This is a genomic window from Pseudomonas sp. B611, assembly GCF_055407965.1.
Genome location: NZ_JBUZST010000003.1, coordinates 395,604 through 410,978, shown reverse-complemented (window position 1 = coordinate 410,978; position 15,375 = coordinate 395,604). Strand labels below are relative to the sequence as shown.

14 protein-coding genes and 1 pseudogene are annotated in these 15,375 nt (G+C 51.6%); 11 read left to right on the top strand and 4 right to left on the bottom strand.

Features of this window, described 5'->3' with window-relative positions; genetic code table 11:
• Positions 1–235: 235 nt before the first annotated feature.
• The 4 genes from ACZRMO_RS10085 to ACZRMO_RS10070 form a co-directional block, all read right to left on the bottom strand.
• On the bottom strand, positions 236–3,322 hold the full coding sequence (locus tag ACZRMO_RS10085; protein ID WP_102879494.1) for an efflux RND transporter permease subunit: 3,087 nt from the start codon (positions 3,320–3,322) through the stop codon (positions 236–238).
• Entirely contained in the window at positions 3,319–4,323 is a 1,005-nt protein-coding gene (locus ACZRMO_RS10080) for an efflux RND transporter periplasmic adaptor subunit (protein ID WP_169905047.1), read from the bottom strand. The genes ACZRMO_RS10085 and ACZRMO_RS10080 overlap by 4 nt, the downstream gene beginning before the upstream one ends.
• Before the next feature lie 153 nt (positions 4,324–4,476).
• The gene (locus ACZRMO_RS10075) at positions 4,477–5,310 is read right to left on the bottom strand and encodes a MipA/OmpV family protein (protein ID WP_102879492.1); all 834 of its coding nucleotides are present in this window, start codon (positions 5,308–5,310) and stop codon (positions 4,477–4,479) included.
• The gene (locus tag ACZRMO_RS10070; RefSeq protein WP_197880421.1) at positions 5,307–6,815 is read right to left on the bottom strand and encodes an efflux transporter outer membrane subunit; all 1,509 of its coding nucleotides are present in this window, start codon (positions 6,813–6,815) and stop codon (positions 5,307–5,309) included. Before ACZRMO_RS10070 ends, ACZRMO_RS10075 begins: the two co-directional genes overlap by 4 nt.
• 84 nt (positions 6,816–6,899) lie before the next feature.
• Here ACZRMO_RS10070 and ACZRMO_RS10065 point away from each other — a divergent pair, with 84 nt between their 5' ends.
• The 11 genes and pseudogenes from ACZRMO_RS10065 to ACZRMO_RS10015 all read left to right on the top strand — a co-directional run bounded on the left by ACZRMO_RS10065 (position 6,900) and on the right by ACZRMO_RS10015 (position 15,357).
• On the top strand, positions 6,900–7,601 hold the full coding sequence (locus tag ACZRMO_RS10065) for a response regulator (RefSeq protein ID WP_198832037.1): 702 nt from the start codon (positions 6,900–6,902) through the stop codon (positions 7,599–7,601).
• The gene (locus tag ACZRMO_RS10060; RefSeq protein ID WP_102879490.1) at positions 7,598–8,782 is read left to right on the top strand and encodes an ATP-binding protein; all 1,185 of its coding nucleotides are present in this window, start codon (positions 7,598–7,600) and stop codon (positions 8,780–8,782) included. The genes ACZRMO_RS10065 and ACZRMO_RS10060 overlap by 4 nt, the downstream gene beginning before the upstream one ends.
• 263 nt (positions 8,783–9,045) lie before the next feature.
• On the top strand, positions 9,046–9,651 hold the full coding sequence (locus ACZRMO_RS10055; RefSeq protein ID WP_198832035.1) for a paraquat-inducible protein A: 606 nt from the start codon (positions 9,046–9,048) through the stop codon (positions 9,649–9,651).
• Positions 9,648–10,268 (top strand): paraquat-inducible protein A, encoded by a 621-nt coding sequence (locus ACZRMO_RS10050; RefSeq protein ID WP_232103917.1) that lies wholly within the window; start codon positions 9,648–9,650, stop codon positions 10,266–10,268. The genes ACZRMO_RS10055 and ACZRMO_RS10050 overlap by 4 nt, the downstream gene beginning before the upstream one ends.
• Positions 10,261–11,952, top strand: a complete 1,692-nt coding sequence (locus ACZRMO_RS10045; RefSeq protein WP_102879488.1) for a PqiB family protein — start codon at positions 10,261–10,263, stop codon at positions 11,950–11,952. The genes ACZRMO_RS10050 and ACZRMO_RS10045 overlap by 8 nt, the downstream gene beginning before the upstream one ends.
• Positions 11,953–12,029: 77 nt before the next feature.
• Positions 12,030–12,551, top strand: coding sequence for a PqiC family protein (locus ACZRMO_RS10040; RefSeq protein ID WP_102880063.1), 522 nt, complete (start codon positions 12,030–12,032; stop codon positions 12,549–12,551).
• 66 nt (positions 12,552–12,617) lie between these two features.
• Complete coding sequence (locus ACZRMO_RS10035) at positions 12,618–12,959, top strand: DMT family transporter (RefSeq protein ID WP_102879487.1); 342 nt, start codon at positions 12,618–12,620, stop codon at positions 12,957–12,959.
• Between the two features lie 2 nt (positions 12,960–12,961).
• Complete coding sequence (locus ACZRMO_RS10030; protein ID WP_102879486.1) at positions 12,962–13,291, top strand: DMT family transporter; 330 nt, start codon at positions 12,962–12,964, stop codon at positions 13,289–13,291.
• Positions 13,292–13,426: 135 nt separating this feature from the next.
• Positions 13,427–13,950, top strand: a pseudogene (locus ACZRMO_RS10025) (acyloxyacyl hydrolase).
• A gap of 229 nt (positions 13,951–14,179) precedes the next feature.
• Complete coding sequence (locus ACZRMO_RS10020) at positions 14,180–14,860, top strand: DUF3313 family protein (protein ID WP_102879485.1); 681 nt, start codon at positions 14,180–14,182, stop codon at positions 14,858–14,860.
• Positions 14,861–14,970: 110 nt separating this feature from the next.
• Positions 14,971–15,357, top strand: coding sequence for a hypothetical protein (locus ACZRMO_RS10015; protein WP_146036628.1), 387 nt, complete (start codon positions 14,971–14,973; stop codon positions 15,355–15,357).
• Positions 15,358–15,375 lie beyond the last annotated feature (18 nt).

The following is a 15,375-nucleotide window of genomic DNA, read 5'->3' as shown; positions in this document are numbered from 1 at the left end:
CGTATTCACCTCTGCGCTAAAGTGGTGTGAAGAGTTTCCGATCAGTTGCACTAGGGATGGCGTTTCGCCGGAGCATTGCTTCCAATGGGTCCCATCCATGCACTCCTTCGTTGCTGGGCCTCCCTGTGATACATCGGTCTCATCAAAAAATCGACGCGACCGATGCCCGGCTCCGCCTATCACGCATCCAAGAGAACGCATATTGGGGGGGCGCTTGCGATTCAGCGCTTCCGCCTTAGACGTTCTGTTCCTTTTCCTTGTTGGTAATCCGCTCCCCGATGGCGCCCGCGAAAAGCAGGTCATACAACACCGGGATCAACCCTAATGTAACTAAGGTGCCGAGCGCCAAACCGCCAATTAGCGTGATCGCCATGCCTGTCCACAAAGGACCGGCAAACATCATCAACGGGATCAGTCCGACAATGCAGGTCAGTTTGGTCATCAAGATTGGCCGTAGCCGTTCTACTGCTGCCGTCAGTACAGCATCGTGACGGGATTGGCCTTCGGCGACACCCACCTCGATTCGCTCAAGCAGCAGGACCGCGTTGTTCACAATTATCCCTGCCAAGGATAGCAATCCAAATGTGGCCATAAATCCAAACGGATAGCCGGTCACCACCAATGCCAGTGCGGCGCCAATAAGTACAAATGGGATGCTGGCAACGATGATCAGCAGTTTTCGGAACGAGTTGAATTGCCAGACGAACAGTAACAACATCGACAATACGGCAACTGGCATATATTGCACTAACGACTCATTGGCCTCTGCGGACTCCTCCATTTCCCCGCCGATTTCAATATGATATCCAGGTGGCAGTTTAAACTCTGCCACCTTAGGCGCAATCTGCGCGACTAGGGTCGCCGCCGTCAGCCCGGGATTACGGCCTGAGATGGTAATGGTCCGATTTAAATTCCGACGCTGAATCGCAGAGGGCTCTGAACTAAGCGTCACTTGCGCGATAGCCGCCAGCGGAACCGGCGAGCCGTTCGCTTGCGGATAGATCAATGTGCTACCCACGTCTTCAGCTTGGTCACGCTCAGTCATCGACCCACGTAGCATGATTGGCACCGTCGTGTCATCGTCATGGATCTGAGACACCTGTGCGCCTGAGTACCGAGTCTGTAGCGCTTGAGCGACATCGGCGCTGGTCACGCCCGCGCGTCGGGCGCGCACTTGGTCAACCACCACTTCGTAACGTGAGATTCGAGCATCCCAATCGTCCTGCACGTTGACCGTGCCTGGCAGGCCATGCAAAGCCTTAGCTATATGGTCGGCCGCTGCACGTAATACGGTCTCGTCCGGTCCGCTGACGCGATAGACCGCCTTTCCAGATTCGGTGGTGCCAAGGGAAAATCGTTTTGGCTCAGCACGCACTTGCGGGTAGGTCTCAAGCATATGATTGCGCACGCGCGCGATCACCGCATCCATGTCGCTCCCTTGGCGCACACTGATGGTGAAGTAACCGGCGTTCGTGGCAGGCAGCGGTGGATTCAATCCCAGTACGATGCGTGGGCCACCGTCTGAGACGTAGCCGATGCTGTCGACAACTTCCGGATTTACCTGGTCATTCGCTAGCCAGTTGCTGATCTCCTTGACGGTCTGCAGTGTCTGACGAGAATCGCTACCCGGTTCAAGCGTCAATGGCATCTGAAATTGCAGCCGATCTGACTCAGGCAAAAAACTGTAGGGGAGGGACGCGAGTACGGCGACAGCTCCAGTCAGCATCAACAGCATCATGGCAATGAACATCAGTTTATGGAGCATGAGCGCTTGGATAACACGGCGATAGCCCCGATACAGTTTTGAATCGTAGGCGGCCTCCTTATTGCCCGCTGGGGCATGAGCCTTGGCAAAGTAAAGGCATAACAAGGGGGTTACCGTCAGGCTCAATACCCATGATCCCAGCAGCGTTACGGCGAGCACGATCGGAAGTGATCTCAAGTACTCGTTTGTGCTGGTCTGGCCAAGGAAAAAAGGTGAAAACGCCAACACAATAACCAACGATGAAGTCAACAGTGGAATGGCTAGCGTGCGCCCCGCCTCTATGCAGGCGGAGCGTCTCTCCTCTCCGGCCTGAAGACGTCGTTCGATGTCTTCGGCAATCACTATGCCATTATCCACCAGAAGTCCCAGTGCGATGATGATCGCTGCGATGGACACCGTTTGAAGTTCGACCTTCAGCGCGCTCATGACAATCAGTGAGCCGAGAATGGTCAGCGGCACGATTGCCCCCACCACAAGCCCAGTGCGCCAGCCCAGAAACAACATCACCACCGCCATCACAATAATGACTGTCTCGGCCATCACGCTGTTCATCTTGCCCATTTCGCGCTCAACCACGTCGGCCTGGAAGGTCACGATATGTTGGGCAAAACCGGCCGGCAGTTGCTTGGCGATTTCGTTCAATCGTTGGCGTAATTGAAGGCCGAAAGCGGCGATGTTCTGGCCGGATGCCATCGAAACGGCAAGTACCACGGCCGGTTGTCCTTCATAAATTGCCGCCGTTTCCGGCGGGTCGGCTGGCATCAAGCGAATGTCTGCCAATTCACCCAACGCCACAATTGTTGTGTCATTTCCCCTCGGGACGGAGATTAGAAATCGACGCAGGTCGTCCAGAGTTCGCATCTCTCCGGTAGTCATCACGGTGAAAGCCGATCCGGAAACAGAGGGCAGTCCGCCAGGCGTCACAACGTTTTGAGTACGCAGTTGCTCCAGTACAGCGTTGGGACCCAGCCCGAGGCCAGCAAGGCGCTGGCGGTCAAATTCGAGGTAGATGCGTTCTTCTTGTAAACCGTATATAGAGACACGTTCAACGCCTGGTAAAGCGTAGAGCTGCTCACGAGTATTTTTAAGTTGCTCGCGTATTTCGCTCATACTAAAACCGGGCGCGGTGACTGCGACGGACGCTACGGCCACGCGGCCGAAATCATCATCGACAAACGGCCCGAGGCTGCCCTGCGGGTATCCTGCAGCTGCCTCGTTCGCCTTAGCGCGTACACGCTGCCACAGCGCGCTAAGGTCTTTGACCTGATCGTAGGCCGTGATCTGAATCATTGCGCTTCCGGGGCGCACGGTTGTGATGATCTTTTTGATGCCCGCCAGTTCACGTAACTTTTCTTCGGTCGGTCTGGCTAGCAAATTTTCTATGCGCTCTGCCGGCATACCCGGAAAGTAAATTGCAACAAGCGCGTCACGAATGGTGATCGTTGGCTCCTCTTGGGAGGGGAACCGCAGGAACGTTAGTACGCCGCCTATCAAAATCAGAAGTGCGGTAAATAAGGTCAGGCGGCTGGCGCCGAGTGCGCTTCGCGTCAGGTTCATAAGGCTTTGTCTCGGCCAATGTGTGTGGCGGGTTGATACAGACGTACCTCCTGACCATCAACCAGGAATGCGGCGCCTGCGACCACGACGGTTTCGCCGACGGCAAGGCCGTCATGTACAAGTACTCGACCGTTTTCCACCGTTTCTGGGGTGACCTCGCGACGGCTGACTTTTGCGGTCCCTGAGTCATACACAAAGACACTCGCTTGTTTGCTCTGTGTTTGTGGGATAAGTGCTGTCACCGGTACAGAGGGCGATCGTGCTTGCGCTGTTGGCAATGTAATTAGTACTGCCTCGCCGCTGCGCAGCTCGCTGTTAGCATCGACGGGACGAAAGATGGCTTGTACCAGCGCGCCATTTTCCAGGCGACTGGATAGGCTTTCCAATCGGATGGAGACGATTCGCGTGGGGTTTGCATTTGTATAGGCTGACGCGACATCCCCAGGCTTAAGTTTAGTGACCAATGCCGCGGGAAGCATTCCGACGACTTCAGCCTTCTCGGCGCCCTCAATCTGAAGCACGCTTTGTCCCGCTGTCACGTCTACGAAGGGCTGAACTGAACGAGCGACGATGCGTCCATTAAATGGCGACACAATGGCGCTGGTGCGCACGGCTCGACTGGCCATTGCTTCTGTTGCCTTTGCGCTGTCCAACTGCTCGTTGGCGCTCAGGTAGGCTGCACGAGCAGCAGCGAGCGTAGCGGGTGAGATCACGCGATCATCAAACAATGCTTGTTGCTGGCGAAAATTCAGCTCTCGTTCAGCTTTTTGCGCTTTTGCAGCGCTCACATCCGCACGGGCCTGTTGTAGTTTGAGTTGTGCCGGCTCTGGATCCAGCCGTGCGAGTGTTTGTCCGCGCCGAACCGTATCGCCGACATCCACGGCAATGGAAGCTATACGGCCTGAACCTTCAAAGCTCAGATCAGCGCGTTGTTCAATCCGGACCCGACCCGTAATAGGGAGGCGATTGCCATCGCTATCCCGCACGGTTTCAACCTTCACCGAACGAGGCGGGGGTTGTGGGGGCGGTGTTGAACGACCGCACCCAGCAATTAGACTTAACATCATTATTAAAGGTACAAGAGGCGCACGAGGGGCATGGATCACGACATGTATTCCCGATATTTATAGTTGAGCGGCTGCCGTCTAGCAGGGTCAGAACGTATAACTGATGGAGGTAACGGCGCTCACAGCTCCTTTGCGTTCGATCAGAGGGCTGTCCTCAACTTTTCCGCCCAATTCCGATGCGGTTACCAGCACATACGTTGACCAGTTTTCGTCAAATTTATGAGTCCAGTTCGCGTTCAGAGCGTACTGATTCAGGCCGCCCCCAGGGGTAAATGCGGTAAACCTCGATTGCTGAGATTGCTGACCAGTTACGCCGAAATAGGCCTGGTTGTAGCGATGATCGGCAGCTCGGACGTCAAGCCCAAGCACAATGATGTCTCTGGACTGGTTCAATACCGTCGCTTCTAGCCCGGCGCGATAGCGTGTTCCCCTTTCTCCACCATCCAGCGCAAATTCGGCTTCGCCATTGACCGAGAGCCATGGCGTCACTTGCTGACTTAGATACAGAATACTGGTTGCTGTGCTGTTGACTTCGCCCATGCCTGAGAGTCGGTTAGACCCAGGCCTGAAGTCGTTATTGCGATCATCCCTGCCAGCGTCGTAGAAAAATGACTGACTGATGTAGAAGCCGGAAGACGACTGCCACTGCAAGCCTAACCCTCGGTAGGTATCAACAAAAAAAATGCCGCGGCTTAGCGAGAGCACCGGAACCGGCACACTCCGGTAATCCTTTGAGCCCATGTAGCGGGGCCCACCGGCAACACCTACACCGATGCTAGCTTGAGTTTCGCCACCAAAGATGCTGTCGGTAATTGAGGGCGTTTCAGCCTGCACTTGAAGCGCCAACGGCAAGGACATGACCGAACCGTAGAATATGTGGGCAGCAGAGCGTCTTAATGCGTGCGCAGAAAGTTTTTTCATGATTTTTTTCCTAACGTTGCTGGAGCGTTCATGGTTACGCCATAGAAGGCGTGGAAAAGGGCGATACGATTAAGGGCTAAGTCCCGTTGCGCGAAAATACCGTCGATGCGGGTTTGGTGGAGCCGAAGGCGTGCCGACAATAGCCGCGGTTGGTCCTCCCATCCCGCTTCGAAGCGCGCAGTCGCTCGCCGAACACGTTCATCCTCTGTGATCCCCAGTCCACGCTCGCTACGTACTCGTTCAATCAGCGCGGTGCGGGCAATGAGCGCATCGGATACTTCTCGGAACGCTGATTGCACGGTTCTTTCGTAGTCGGCCACTGCCGCTTCTTTACGTAGCTGTGCCAGATCGAGATTGGCGCTGTTACGGCCATGATTGAAAATGGGCAGCGTGATTTGAGGAATGAAGGTCCAAACGCGGCCACCTGAATCGAACAGGTTTCCCAGACCATCGCTGGCAGTACCCAATGAGGTACTCAACGTAATTGATGGAAAGAACGCGGCTCTGGCTGCGCCGATGTCAGCATTGGAGGCCCGCAGTTGCTCCTCCGCCTGAAGGATGTCGGGACGTTCCAGCAGTACCTCAGAGTGCAACGAATTCATCCAGTCGAGCGACTCATTGGGATTGGCCAACTCCTCGACCTTTCCCGCGGGGGGCGCGCCGGCGTAGCCAGTCAGCAACTGCAGCGCATTTCGTGCGCCAGCCGCGTCGGTTTGAGCCTGCTGCATGCTTGCGTGTGAGTGTTCGGTGTCGCTGCGTTGCAGGTTCACTTCATCTTCAGATAACGTCCCAACGTCTCGTTGGCGTTCGGCGAGATTGAGTAGGGTCAGCGTATCGAGATATGCGTTTCGCAGTTGTTGTGCTTGAGCCGCAGCTGCGCGATCAATGACATAAGCACGTAGAACTTCTGAAATCAGAGCACCGCGAAACGCGCGTTGTCCTTGAGCGCTGGCCAGATACCGATGCCTGGATGCGTCGGAAAGGCTGCGAACCCGGCCGAAGAAATCCAGCTCGAAATCCGATGTACCAATGGTCGCAGCACTCAATTTCTGTCCGTAGCGCGCATCGAGGCTGGGATCATCGAATTTCTGACGGAAGCGTTGGACTGAGGCACTCACGCTGGGAAGCTGTTGTGCGCGATCAATGCGATTTAGCGCGCGTGCTTGTTCGACCTGGAGCGTTGCGACTTTAAAGTCACGATTGTTAGCCAAAGCACGTTCGACGAGCGGGACGAGATCATCGCTTGTCGAAAACGCCTTAAGAAAAAGGCGTTCCTGCGTAGAGAGCGGTTCCGATCTTCCTTCCGAAACCTTCGAGGTGGGAACCGTCGAAGTATCAAATTTTGCAGGAATCGATGCTTCAGGTCGCTGGTACGTTGGTGCCAGTGAACAAGCAGATAGACTGATGACTACGGGGAGCAGAACCCCGAATACCAGCGTCCCACTGCGTCGGAAGAAACTGGTCTGATTCTCTGTTGGTAAGAAAGTAGCCATCAACTCAACCATTCGCTGTTATCTTGGAAACAGATGGTTGCATATGACTTTCAAGAATCGTTGCGGAAATTATCAAGGTTTCATCAAGAGGCTATTATGGTAGGCAAAAAGGTGCTGGTGGTTGAGGACGACGCCTTAAGTGCAAACACGCTCGAGGCATATCTTCGTGGTGACGGATTTGAAGTGGCTATCGCCGAGGATGGCGAGCGCGGTGTAGAAATGCATGCCCGTTGGAGACCGGATTTGGTCCTGCTGGATGTGATGCTGCCTAAACTTAGTGGTACGGAAGTTCTTTCAATCATTCGCCGTTTGGGAAACACACCGGTAATTATGGTGACTGCGATTGGTGACGAGCCAGAAAAATTAGGGGCACTTCGTTACGGTGCAGATGACTATGTTGTTAAACCTTATAATCCTAAGGAGGTGGTTGCCAGGGTAGTTGCAGTTCTTCGTAGAACAGATGCCGGTGTCCTTGCGCCAAAAAATCAACTTCGCGATGGTTCTCTACTGGTTGATCTCCAAACATTTACCGCGCATGTAGAAGGAGGGAAAATGGGTGGCGAATTGTTGGATCTCACTCCGACTGAATTTAATTTATTAGCAACCTTGCTCCGCGCCCCATTCAAAGCATTTACGCGCAATGAGTTGTTAGAGGCGTGTTTGCCTGAAAGTGGAGCTTTAGATCGCGTTATAGACACTCATATTCACAATCTCCGCAAGAAATTGGAGGTGAATGGTATAACTGATGTGTTGGTCACCGTCCGAGCCGTCGGTTATCGGTTTCGGAGGGCACAATGAAACTCCCTTTTTCGCGTAAAACTCGCTCAACACTTTGGTACTGGGTTTGCCTACGCATGAGCTTGCTTGCACTAGGTGTGGTTTTCAGTATTACATTTGGCATGTGGCTACGATTTGCGATTTGGGACTACACCACGACTCAGCAGATCCCTGCGTCGGTAAGGCCCGAACTCGAAGAGCTTCGCGCAGATCCAAATTACAATCAAGCTCGATTGTGGGAGCTATTTCAACGTTATTATGACGTAGGAGACTTTCTCCCGGGTATGGCAAACCGTGATTGGTGGTGGCTTGCACTATTTGTCATGGTCTCAATACCGGTCGTGATTTTAGGTGGCCTATTGGCTTCTCGGCCATTGTCTCAACAATTTTCAGATGTTGCCCGTGCTGCCCGGAAAGTTGCACAGGGGGACTTTTCGGTGCGGGCGCCAAGTGTCCCTGGTGCTCCCGCCGAGCTTAGAAAACTGGCGAAAGACTTCAACAGGATGACTGCGAAGCTTGAGCAGTATGAGCGCGAGGTTCGTGTGTCCAGTGCGGTGCTCGCCCATGAGCTTAGAACTCCGCTCAATGCGGCGATGGGGCGCGTGCAAGGCATGCTGGACGAGGTGTTCCCCAGTGATCCTCAACAGCTAATGCTGGTCAAAGGTCAGCTTGACCAGTTGAATCGACTAGTGGGTGATTTGCATTTGTTGTCTCTGGCCCGGGCTGGTCAGTTAGCGATGGAGAAATACCAGTTTTCCGTGAATGAGCTGATTTCTGAGCGCCTTGAATGGGCTGCGCCTCAGATTGTCGCTGCGGGTGTCGTGGTGCAGGTTAATGCTGTACGTGAATTCACGCTGATGGCTGATCGAGATAGGATTGGCCAGGCGTTGTCGATTCTGATTGACAACTTGCTGCGCTATGCCGCTCAAGGTAGACATTGCGAAGTGACAGCAAGTCAGTTTGACGGTGCTTTTTTCTTGGTTGTCGCCGATAGAGGCCCTGGAGTGAAGGAGGACCAGCTATCACGCATGTTCGACCGTTTTTGGCGAGCTGAAAGTTCTCGCGCTCGGCCTTGGGGCGGTACGGGGTTGGGGTTGTCAATTGCCTCGGCGATTTGTGAGGCTCATGGCGGTAATATCAGTGCGTCCAACCGCGATGGTGGGGGCTTGGCTATTCAAATATCAATCCCTGCGCTTAATTGAGAACCTCCACACGGTAATCGTGGCGATCGTCGCGCACTGCCTTAGTGAGTATTGCTAAATCTTGATAAAATCTTGATATTTTCTGAATCGTTTATTGAAAAGCGCAGTGTAGCCTTGCTCTGTGCTTTTCAAATTAGACCATCGCTCCCCGTTTACTGACCGCTTGTGGGTTCCTGGTTAAGAATCTTCGAGTGTTCTATACGTTTACGTAGTTACTCAGTAAGAGTGGATGGTGTGTCGAACCCACGTTTAGGAAAACTTACATGCAGCAAAATTCTGACTGGATTATCTGTGAGCATTGCGATTCAGTTTTCGAATATGTAATGCTGGAATCTGGTCAGACAGCGTTTTGCACACGGTGCAAGGGAGTGCTTCAACAGGGATCTACATTTACGATTGAACAGTTGTTTGCGATCTCTATCGCCAGTGCGCTTTTGTTCGTCTTTGCTAATGTATTTTCTGTCATAGATGTGAGTTTTCAGGGGGTGGGTAATCAGGCAATATTGTGGTCTTCGGTTTGGGCATTAGCGCAAGGCGAAGTTACCCCGATCGCTTTTGTGGCTGGATTATGCATTATTTTGGCTCCGGGTCTGCAGATTGCTTTATTGTGCTGGTTGCTTGGATTTGCTAACCGACATCGACGTGCGCCCGGTTTCGAGCGCTGCATGCGTCTGCTAGTGGACTTAAAACCTTGGAGCATGCTCGAGGTATGTTTGCTGGGTATTCTAGTCGCGCTTATTAAACTGAATGGGTTGTTAGATGTTCGGCCAGGATTGGGGCTGTTGGCGTTAGTTTTACTTTGCGTTGTCAGTATTGTTGTAACCAATAAAAGCATTGAGCAGTTATGGGGCGAGGCGCGTTACGTATGATGGCCCGACGTCCTCCAAATGCCTCAGAGTTACAGTTGGTTCTTTGTCATACCTGTAAAAAGACATGCTCCATTCTCGTGAACATTTGTGATCGTTGTGGAGCACAACTTCACCACCGTAAGCCCAATAGCCTTATTCGAACGTGGGCGCTGCTCCTCACGGGCATGATTTTTTATCTGCCGGCTAATTTAATGCCGGTTATGCGTACTGATATTCTAGGTCATGGTCGTGATAGCACCATCATGGGTGGTGTGATCGAACTGTGGAAAAGTGGTGCTTGGGACATCGCGTTATTGATATTTGTAGCCAGTGTAGTAGTGCCGTGCATGAAGTTTCTTATTATGTTCCTGCTACTGACAAGCACTCAGCGCCGCAGCCGATGGCGCACATTAGAGCGATCCAGTCTCTATCGCATTGTTGAACGCATTGGCTATTGGTCCATGCTCGATGTGCTGGTCGTCGCGGTGCTGGCTGCACTTGTACAATTTCAGTTGTTGAGCAATATCGAACCCAGAATAGGGATCGTTTTTTTTGGCCTCGTGGTGGTCTTCACCATGCTGGCTTCTATGAGTTTTGATCCCCGACTTATTTGGGATTCTGAGGTAGAAAATGTCTGATCAACTGAGTGTCGGTGCTAACCAAGAGCCTGAAAGACCTCGTGTAAAAGATCGAAGCAAGGGCTTCTCACTGGTTTGGTTGCTTCCTATAGTTGCTGCATTGATCGGCGTATCGATGGCTGCGCATAACCTTCTGTCAGAGGGACCAGAAATCCAAGTCAGTTTTTCAAGTGCCGAAGGTCTCGTGGCGGGAAAAACTCAGGTGAAATACAAAAATGTAGTCATCGGCCAAGTCGCTAATATTTCTTTGAGCGATGATCGTGATCACGCTGTGGCGACTGTTCAATTAGAACGTTCCGCTAAAGCGTTTACAGCTCAGAATTCGCGTTTTTGGGTTGTTCGACCCCGCGTCGGTGCACAGGGTATTTCGGGCATCGACACGCTTATGTCGGGCGCCTTTATTGGCGCAGATCCCGGTGAATCAAGTGAAACCAAGGTAGCTTTCAAGGGGTTGGAAAGTCCGCCGCCAATAACCTATGGGCAGAAAGGGACGCGTTTTACATTGAACGCTGACGATCTTGGCTCGCTTGACGTCGGTTCTCCGGTTTACTACAGGCGCATCGAAGTCGGGCAGGTTGTCTCTTACCAGCTGTCTGTTGATGGCAAAGGTGTCGAAATCGAAATTTTCATTAACGCGCCAAATGATAAATTTATCACCTCTGGAACTCGATTCTGGAATGCCAGTGGGGTAGACGTGAGTTTTGGCGCAGAAGGGCTGAAGGTTAATACCCAGTCTGTGGCGTCCATCGTATCGGGCGGTATTGCTTTTATGGAGCCGCCCTATGGGGCCGATGCTAAAAATACTGAAGAGCATAGCGCCTTTCCATTATTTAAAGACCAAGCAACTGCTTTGGCTCCGCCAGATGGTGAGCCCTTCTTCATTCGAATGCATTTCGATCAGTCAATGCGCGGTTTAGCGGTAAATGCGCCTGTCGAATTCCTAGGCGTGAACATTGGGAAGGTTGTGTCCACCGATCTGGACTTCAACCCGTCAACCAATAGCTTCGCGGTTATGGTTGGCGCGGTTATTTACCCCCAACGCTTAGGCCAGGCTTATGACCAAATACTTACTGCGTATGGTACAGGTGAAGATGAAGACGGTAAAAAGTCAGCACAGTTAATATCAACATTCGTCAAAGAGGGGCTGCGCGCTCAAGTCCGAACAGCAAACTTGTTGACGGGCCAACTTTATATTGCACTTGATTTCGTCCCAAATGCTCAGCCCGTACATTTTAATTTAGCCGCTCGTCCTATGGAAATGCCAACAGTTCCTGGCAGTTTAGACAAACTGCAGGACCAGGTTCAGCGTATCGTGGAAAAAATCAGTAAAGTTCCGTTCGAGCAGATTGCAGGTAACTTCAATAACAACTTAGTAGAAATGCGTAAGACGTTGCAGCAGGTTAATGGACAGGTACTGCCGCAAATGCGTGATGCGTTAGGCCAGACACAAAAAACGCTGACCATAGTCAACGAGAGTTTTGCTGAGGACTCCCCACAGCGCCAGCAGTTTGGTCAGGTGATGGATGAAGTACAACGTTCTGCACGATCAGTGCGTGTGCTTAGCGATTTGCTGAGCCGACACCCAGAAGCGTTGATTCGCGGCAGAGTGAAGGATGGGCAACCTGACGGTATTCGCTCAAGCAATTCCTCTTCACCCGCTCTATCTTCGGAGTCTTCTGAGTGAAAATAGGTTTTTATGTCCTTGTAGCGTGCCTAACCCTGACTGCTTGCAGCTCTGCGCCCACGCATTATTACACGCTGATGCCTGCTACGGATTCACTTATCACCCCAACAGTGGTGCCGTTTCAGTATGAGCTGACGACCGTTAACGTACCGGCTCAAGTTGATCAGCCTCAGATAGTTGTTCGTCAAGGAGAGAGTGGCGTTCAGATACTGGAGACAGAACGCTGGGCCTCCCCTTTGTCAGATGAGGTGAGATCTGCGCTACGGCATCACCTAAGACTGCAGATGGGGCGGGCGGACAGTGCGGGTGTCGCTCGCGACTCAGGTTTGCAAAATGCGTCTATACAGGTCGACATACGTCGTCTCGAGATGGTTCCAGGGCACTATGCTTTGATTGAGGCAATTTGGAGCCTGAGAAATACTAGGGGAGCTGGTCCACGCAGAAGCTTGAGCTGCACATCAGTGATTCGTCAGGAGGCGACCGCTGAAATGAGCGCGTTGGTTTTGGCGCATCAACAATTGATAAGGGAGCTCAGCGTCCGCATTGTTCAGACGGTGATACCTTGGATGGCAAGCTCGGACTACGCTTGCCCAAATTAAATCAAGGATTTCTACAAACTCTGGCTGTGCGGCGGCTACAGCCTAATTAGCTAACGAGGAAACCGAATGAAACAGTGGATATGGCTTCTTATGGCGATAGTACTTGAGGTTGTGGCGACGCTCTCACTCCGCGCTGCAGTGGATAATCCTCAGTGGATCGTGGTCGTTATTTGCGGCTATGTGGGGGCGTTTGTAGCGCTTTCCATGGTGCTGCGAGAAGGCATGGCTATTGGCGTCGCCTATGGTATCTGGGCCGCTTGCGGAGTGGCGTTTACCGCCGTGGTGGCACACATTTTGTTCAGCGATCCCCTTACTTGGATTATGGGACTAGGCATCGTTTGCATCATCGCTGGCGTCTGGCTAGTTGAAGCGGGATCTGTCGCATCTCATCGCAAAGTGGAGGAATGACAATGAGTTGGATCTACTTGATTGGTGCCATTTTGTTCGAAGTCGCAGGCACGCTCTCAATGCGTGCTTCAGATGGTTTTCGCCGTAAAGTATGGATTTTGCCAGTTCTGGCTTCCTATTTAATTGCGTTTTCATTGCTCAGTTTGACTCTTGCTGAAGGGTTGAGTGTCGGAGTCGCTTATGGGATATGGTCTGCCTGTGGTGTGGCCCTGACTGCAATTGTTGCGAACTATCTTTTTAAAGATCCACTTACTAAATTAATGGGGTTGGGTATTGTCTTAATCGTTGGTGGGGTTTTGCTAATTAAACTAGGCGCTCAGCAGGCTGGTTGATTGTGTCATGCTCGCAGTTAATGCTGGTCAAGGGGATGGTAGGATAATTTTTCACTAGTACTACGCATCTCGGAATCTCCCCTGGCGGTATTTTTATAGAAAAATCTTAAGTGATGGAAGAGTTAAATATCTGAAATTAAGGGGTGTGGGTATGAAAAGAGTCATCATGGCAATACTTCTGTTTTTTTTTCCTCTGCCTCGCAGGCCGTTGAGCTGTCCTCGTCTGTTGGTTCGACAAGTCAGGGCGGCCTGACTGGTCGCGCTGGTCTGAGCGTGAATTGGGGCAGTTCATGGTTGCAGAGTCGAATAGGGAAACTTACAGGATATTGGGATTTTGGTTACACCTTTTGGGAGGCTGGTAGAAAAGCTGGTGCTAGACATTCCTTATCTTTTGCTCCCGTTTTCGTCTACGAATTCGGTACCTCTCACATCAAACCTTTCATAGAGTTGGGGGTGGGTTTAGCCGTTTTCTCCGGAGGAAATGCAGGTGATAGGGCTATGGGGTCCGCTTTAACTTTGAGGATCGTCTAGGTGCTGGCTTGAAAATCGGTGAGACTCAAAAAGTAGGTGTTCGAGCAATACATTACTCAAATGCTGGGATAAAAGAACCGAATGATGGGATTGAGTCTTTTTCTTTATTCTATAGTCGCGCTTTTTAGTGCGCCTCTGCAAATGCTTTGAAGTTATGCTGATCAGACTGCTGGCTAAATTTCTAACGTCTGATATCTGAAGTTTTAGATATAATCTTTTGCACAGTGATTGTTGTTTCGGCATGTTTAATGCGAGGCGCGCGATCGCGCTGTATCCTATTTTTTTACGAGCGTTGGTTTTATGTGTTCGCGCTATTTTTGCGCGAGACCAGGTGTTTCAATCATTAAGGGCTAATATATGAATGCTTCAAAAAGTGCGTGGCGTGCAAGTTTGGTATGTGGGTCTTCGCATAAAGCCTCAGATAAAATCCATTATTTTGGGAGAGGCTGTTTTTTGATCGCGGCGGTTTTCGGTATTAGTGCGTGTGCCTCGCATACTCCACTAAAATCTGACCAGGCGACGTCTTATCAGGGCTTGGCAGCAAGTGGTGAAAACGAGATGTCGATTCCTCCCCAGCCTGTCGATTTTGGTCGGTATAGAGTGGCCGTTATAGAGTCGGTGCAGGTTGCTCCTGCCGTTGCCAAGGAAGTATCTCCTGAGGTCTGCACAGAAATTTCAGACGTGCTGCGTGATGATGTTAATGCGCAGATGCGAAAGAAGTTTGATTTGAAGGGTGACCCTACTACTGAGCCGGTTCTTCGTATAAAAATTCGTATTACACGAATTACAGAGGCATCTCCTGTGATCAATACTGTAACTTCCTTGGCCATAGGACCGCTACTGAACGGCGCCTTGGCTGTCGAATTGGAGGCGTTAGATGGCAACACTGGGGAGCAAAAGGCAATGTTGTTGTGGGCAGGCTCGGGAGGACTTAAGGAGTTCTTTGGGAACTATAGCCGTACCTCCCACGCACGTACGCTCGCTGGACGCTTCGCCGTTGATGCTACAGCGTTCATCTCTCCGTTGAGTAAACGCTGACGCTGAGCCGATTAGGCGGTGAATTAATAATTAATGGGGAAAGGTGGCGTGTGATAAACGTTTTCAATGATGATGTAAATGCTGGTGGCCTCACACGAGTTACTAGCAGGATGGCTGCTAGTGATATTAACAACACAGATGCAGCTAAGTTACAGCTCTCTAATGTAGCAGCTGCAAGAGGTGCAAACAGTTCAGAAGTTGATAAAGAAACGAGTAGGGGGGAGGGTAACTCTGGCGCTGCATCATCTGATATAATGTCGCAATTGAAACGTCAGATAGCTCAGCTTCAAAAGCAGCTCCAGCAAGAACAACAACAGCTACAAAAAATTCAATCCAGCCAACAGGCTGCCGAGTTGAAAGCGGCCGCCGTTGGCGCTGTTCAGACTCAGATATCAAGCACGTCAGCAGCGTTACAGACTGTAATGGCTGCATTGTTGCAAGCTGTAAAAGGCGCTGGGAGTGAAAATTCTGGCAATATGGTTAACGTCACTGCATAAGAGAACGGCCACTCTCAT

What these genes read in the sequence shown, in the direction of transcription:
- ACZRMO_RS10085 (WP_102879494.1), bottom strand. Translation starts at nt 3,322, where the DNA reads ATGAACCTGACGCGAAGCGCACTCGGCGCCAGCCGCCTGACCTTATTT.
- ACZRMO_RS10075 (WP_102879492.1), bottom strand. Translation starts at nt 5,310, where the DNA reads ATGAAAAAACTTTCTGCGCACGCATTAAGACGCTCTGCTGCCCACATA.
- ACZRMO_RS10070 (WP_197880421.1), bottom strand. Translation starts at nt 6,815, where the DNA reads ATGGTTGAGTTGATGGCTACTTTCTTACCAACAGAGAATCAGACCAGT.
- ACZRMO_RS10065 (WP_198832037.1), top strand. Translation starts at nt 6,900, where the DNA reads ATGGTAGGCAAAAAGGTGCTGGTGGTTGAGGACGACGCCTTAAGTGCA.
- ACZRMO_RS10060 (WP_102879490.1), top strand. Translation starts at nt 7,598, where the DNA reads ATGAAACTCCCTTTTTCGCGTAAAACTCGCTCAACACTTTGGTACTGG.
- ACZRMO_RS10055 (WP_198832035.1), top strand. Translation starts at nt 9,046, where the DNA reads ATGCAGCAAAATTCTGACTGGATTATCTGTGAGCATTGCGATTCAGTT.
- ACZRMO_RS10050 (WP_232103917.1), top strand. Translation starts at nt 9,648, where the DNA reads ATGATGGCCCGACGTCCTCCAAATGCCTCAGAGTTACAGTTGGTTCTT.
- ACZRMO_RS10045 (WP_102879488.1), top strand. Translation starts at nt 10,261, where the DNA reads ATGTCTGATCAACTGAGTGTCGGTGCTAACCAAGAGCCTGAAAGACCT.
- ACZRMO_RS10040 (WP_102880063.1), top strand. Translation starts at nt 12,030, where the DNA reads ATGCCTGCTACGGATTCACTTATCACCCCAACAGTGGTGCCGTTTCAG.
- ACZRMO_RS10035 (WP_102879487.1), top strand. Translation starts at nt 12,618, where the DNA reads ATGAAACAGTGGATATGGCTTCTTATGGCGATAGTACTTGAGGTTGTG.
- ACZRMO_RS10030 (WP_102879486.1), top strand. Translation starts at nt 12,962, where the DNA reads ATGAGTTGGATCTACTTGATTGGTGCCATTTTGTTCGAAGTCGCAGGC.
- ACZRMO_RS10020 (WP_102879485.1), top strand. Translation starts at nt 14,180, where the DNA reads ATGAATGCTTCAAAAAGTGCGTGGCGTGCAAGTTTGGTATGTGGGTCT.
- ACZRMO_RS10015 (WP_146036628.1), top strand. Translation starts at nt 14,971, where the DNA reads ATGGCTGCTAGTGATATTAACAACACAGATGCAGCTAAGTTACAGCTC.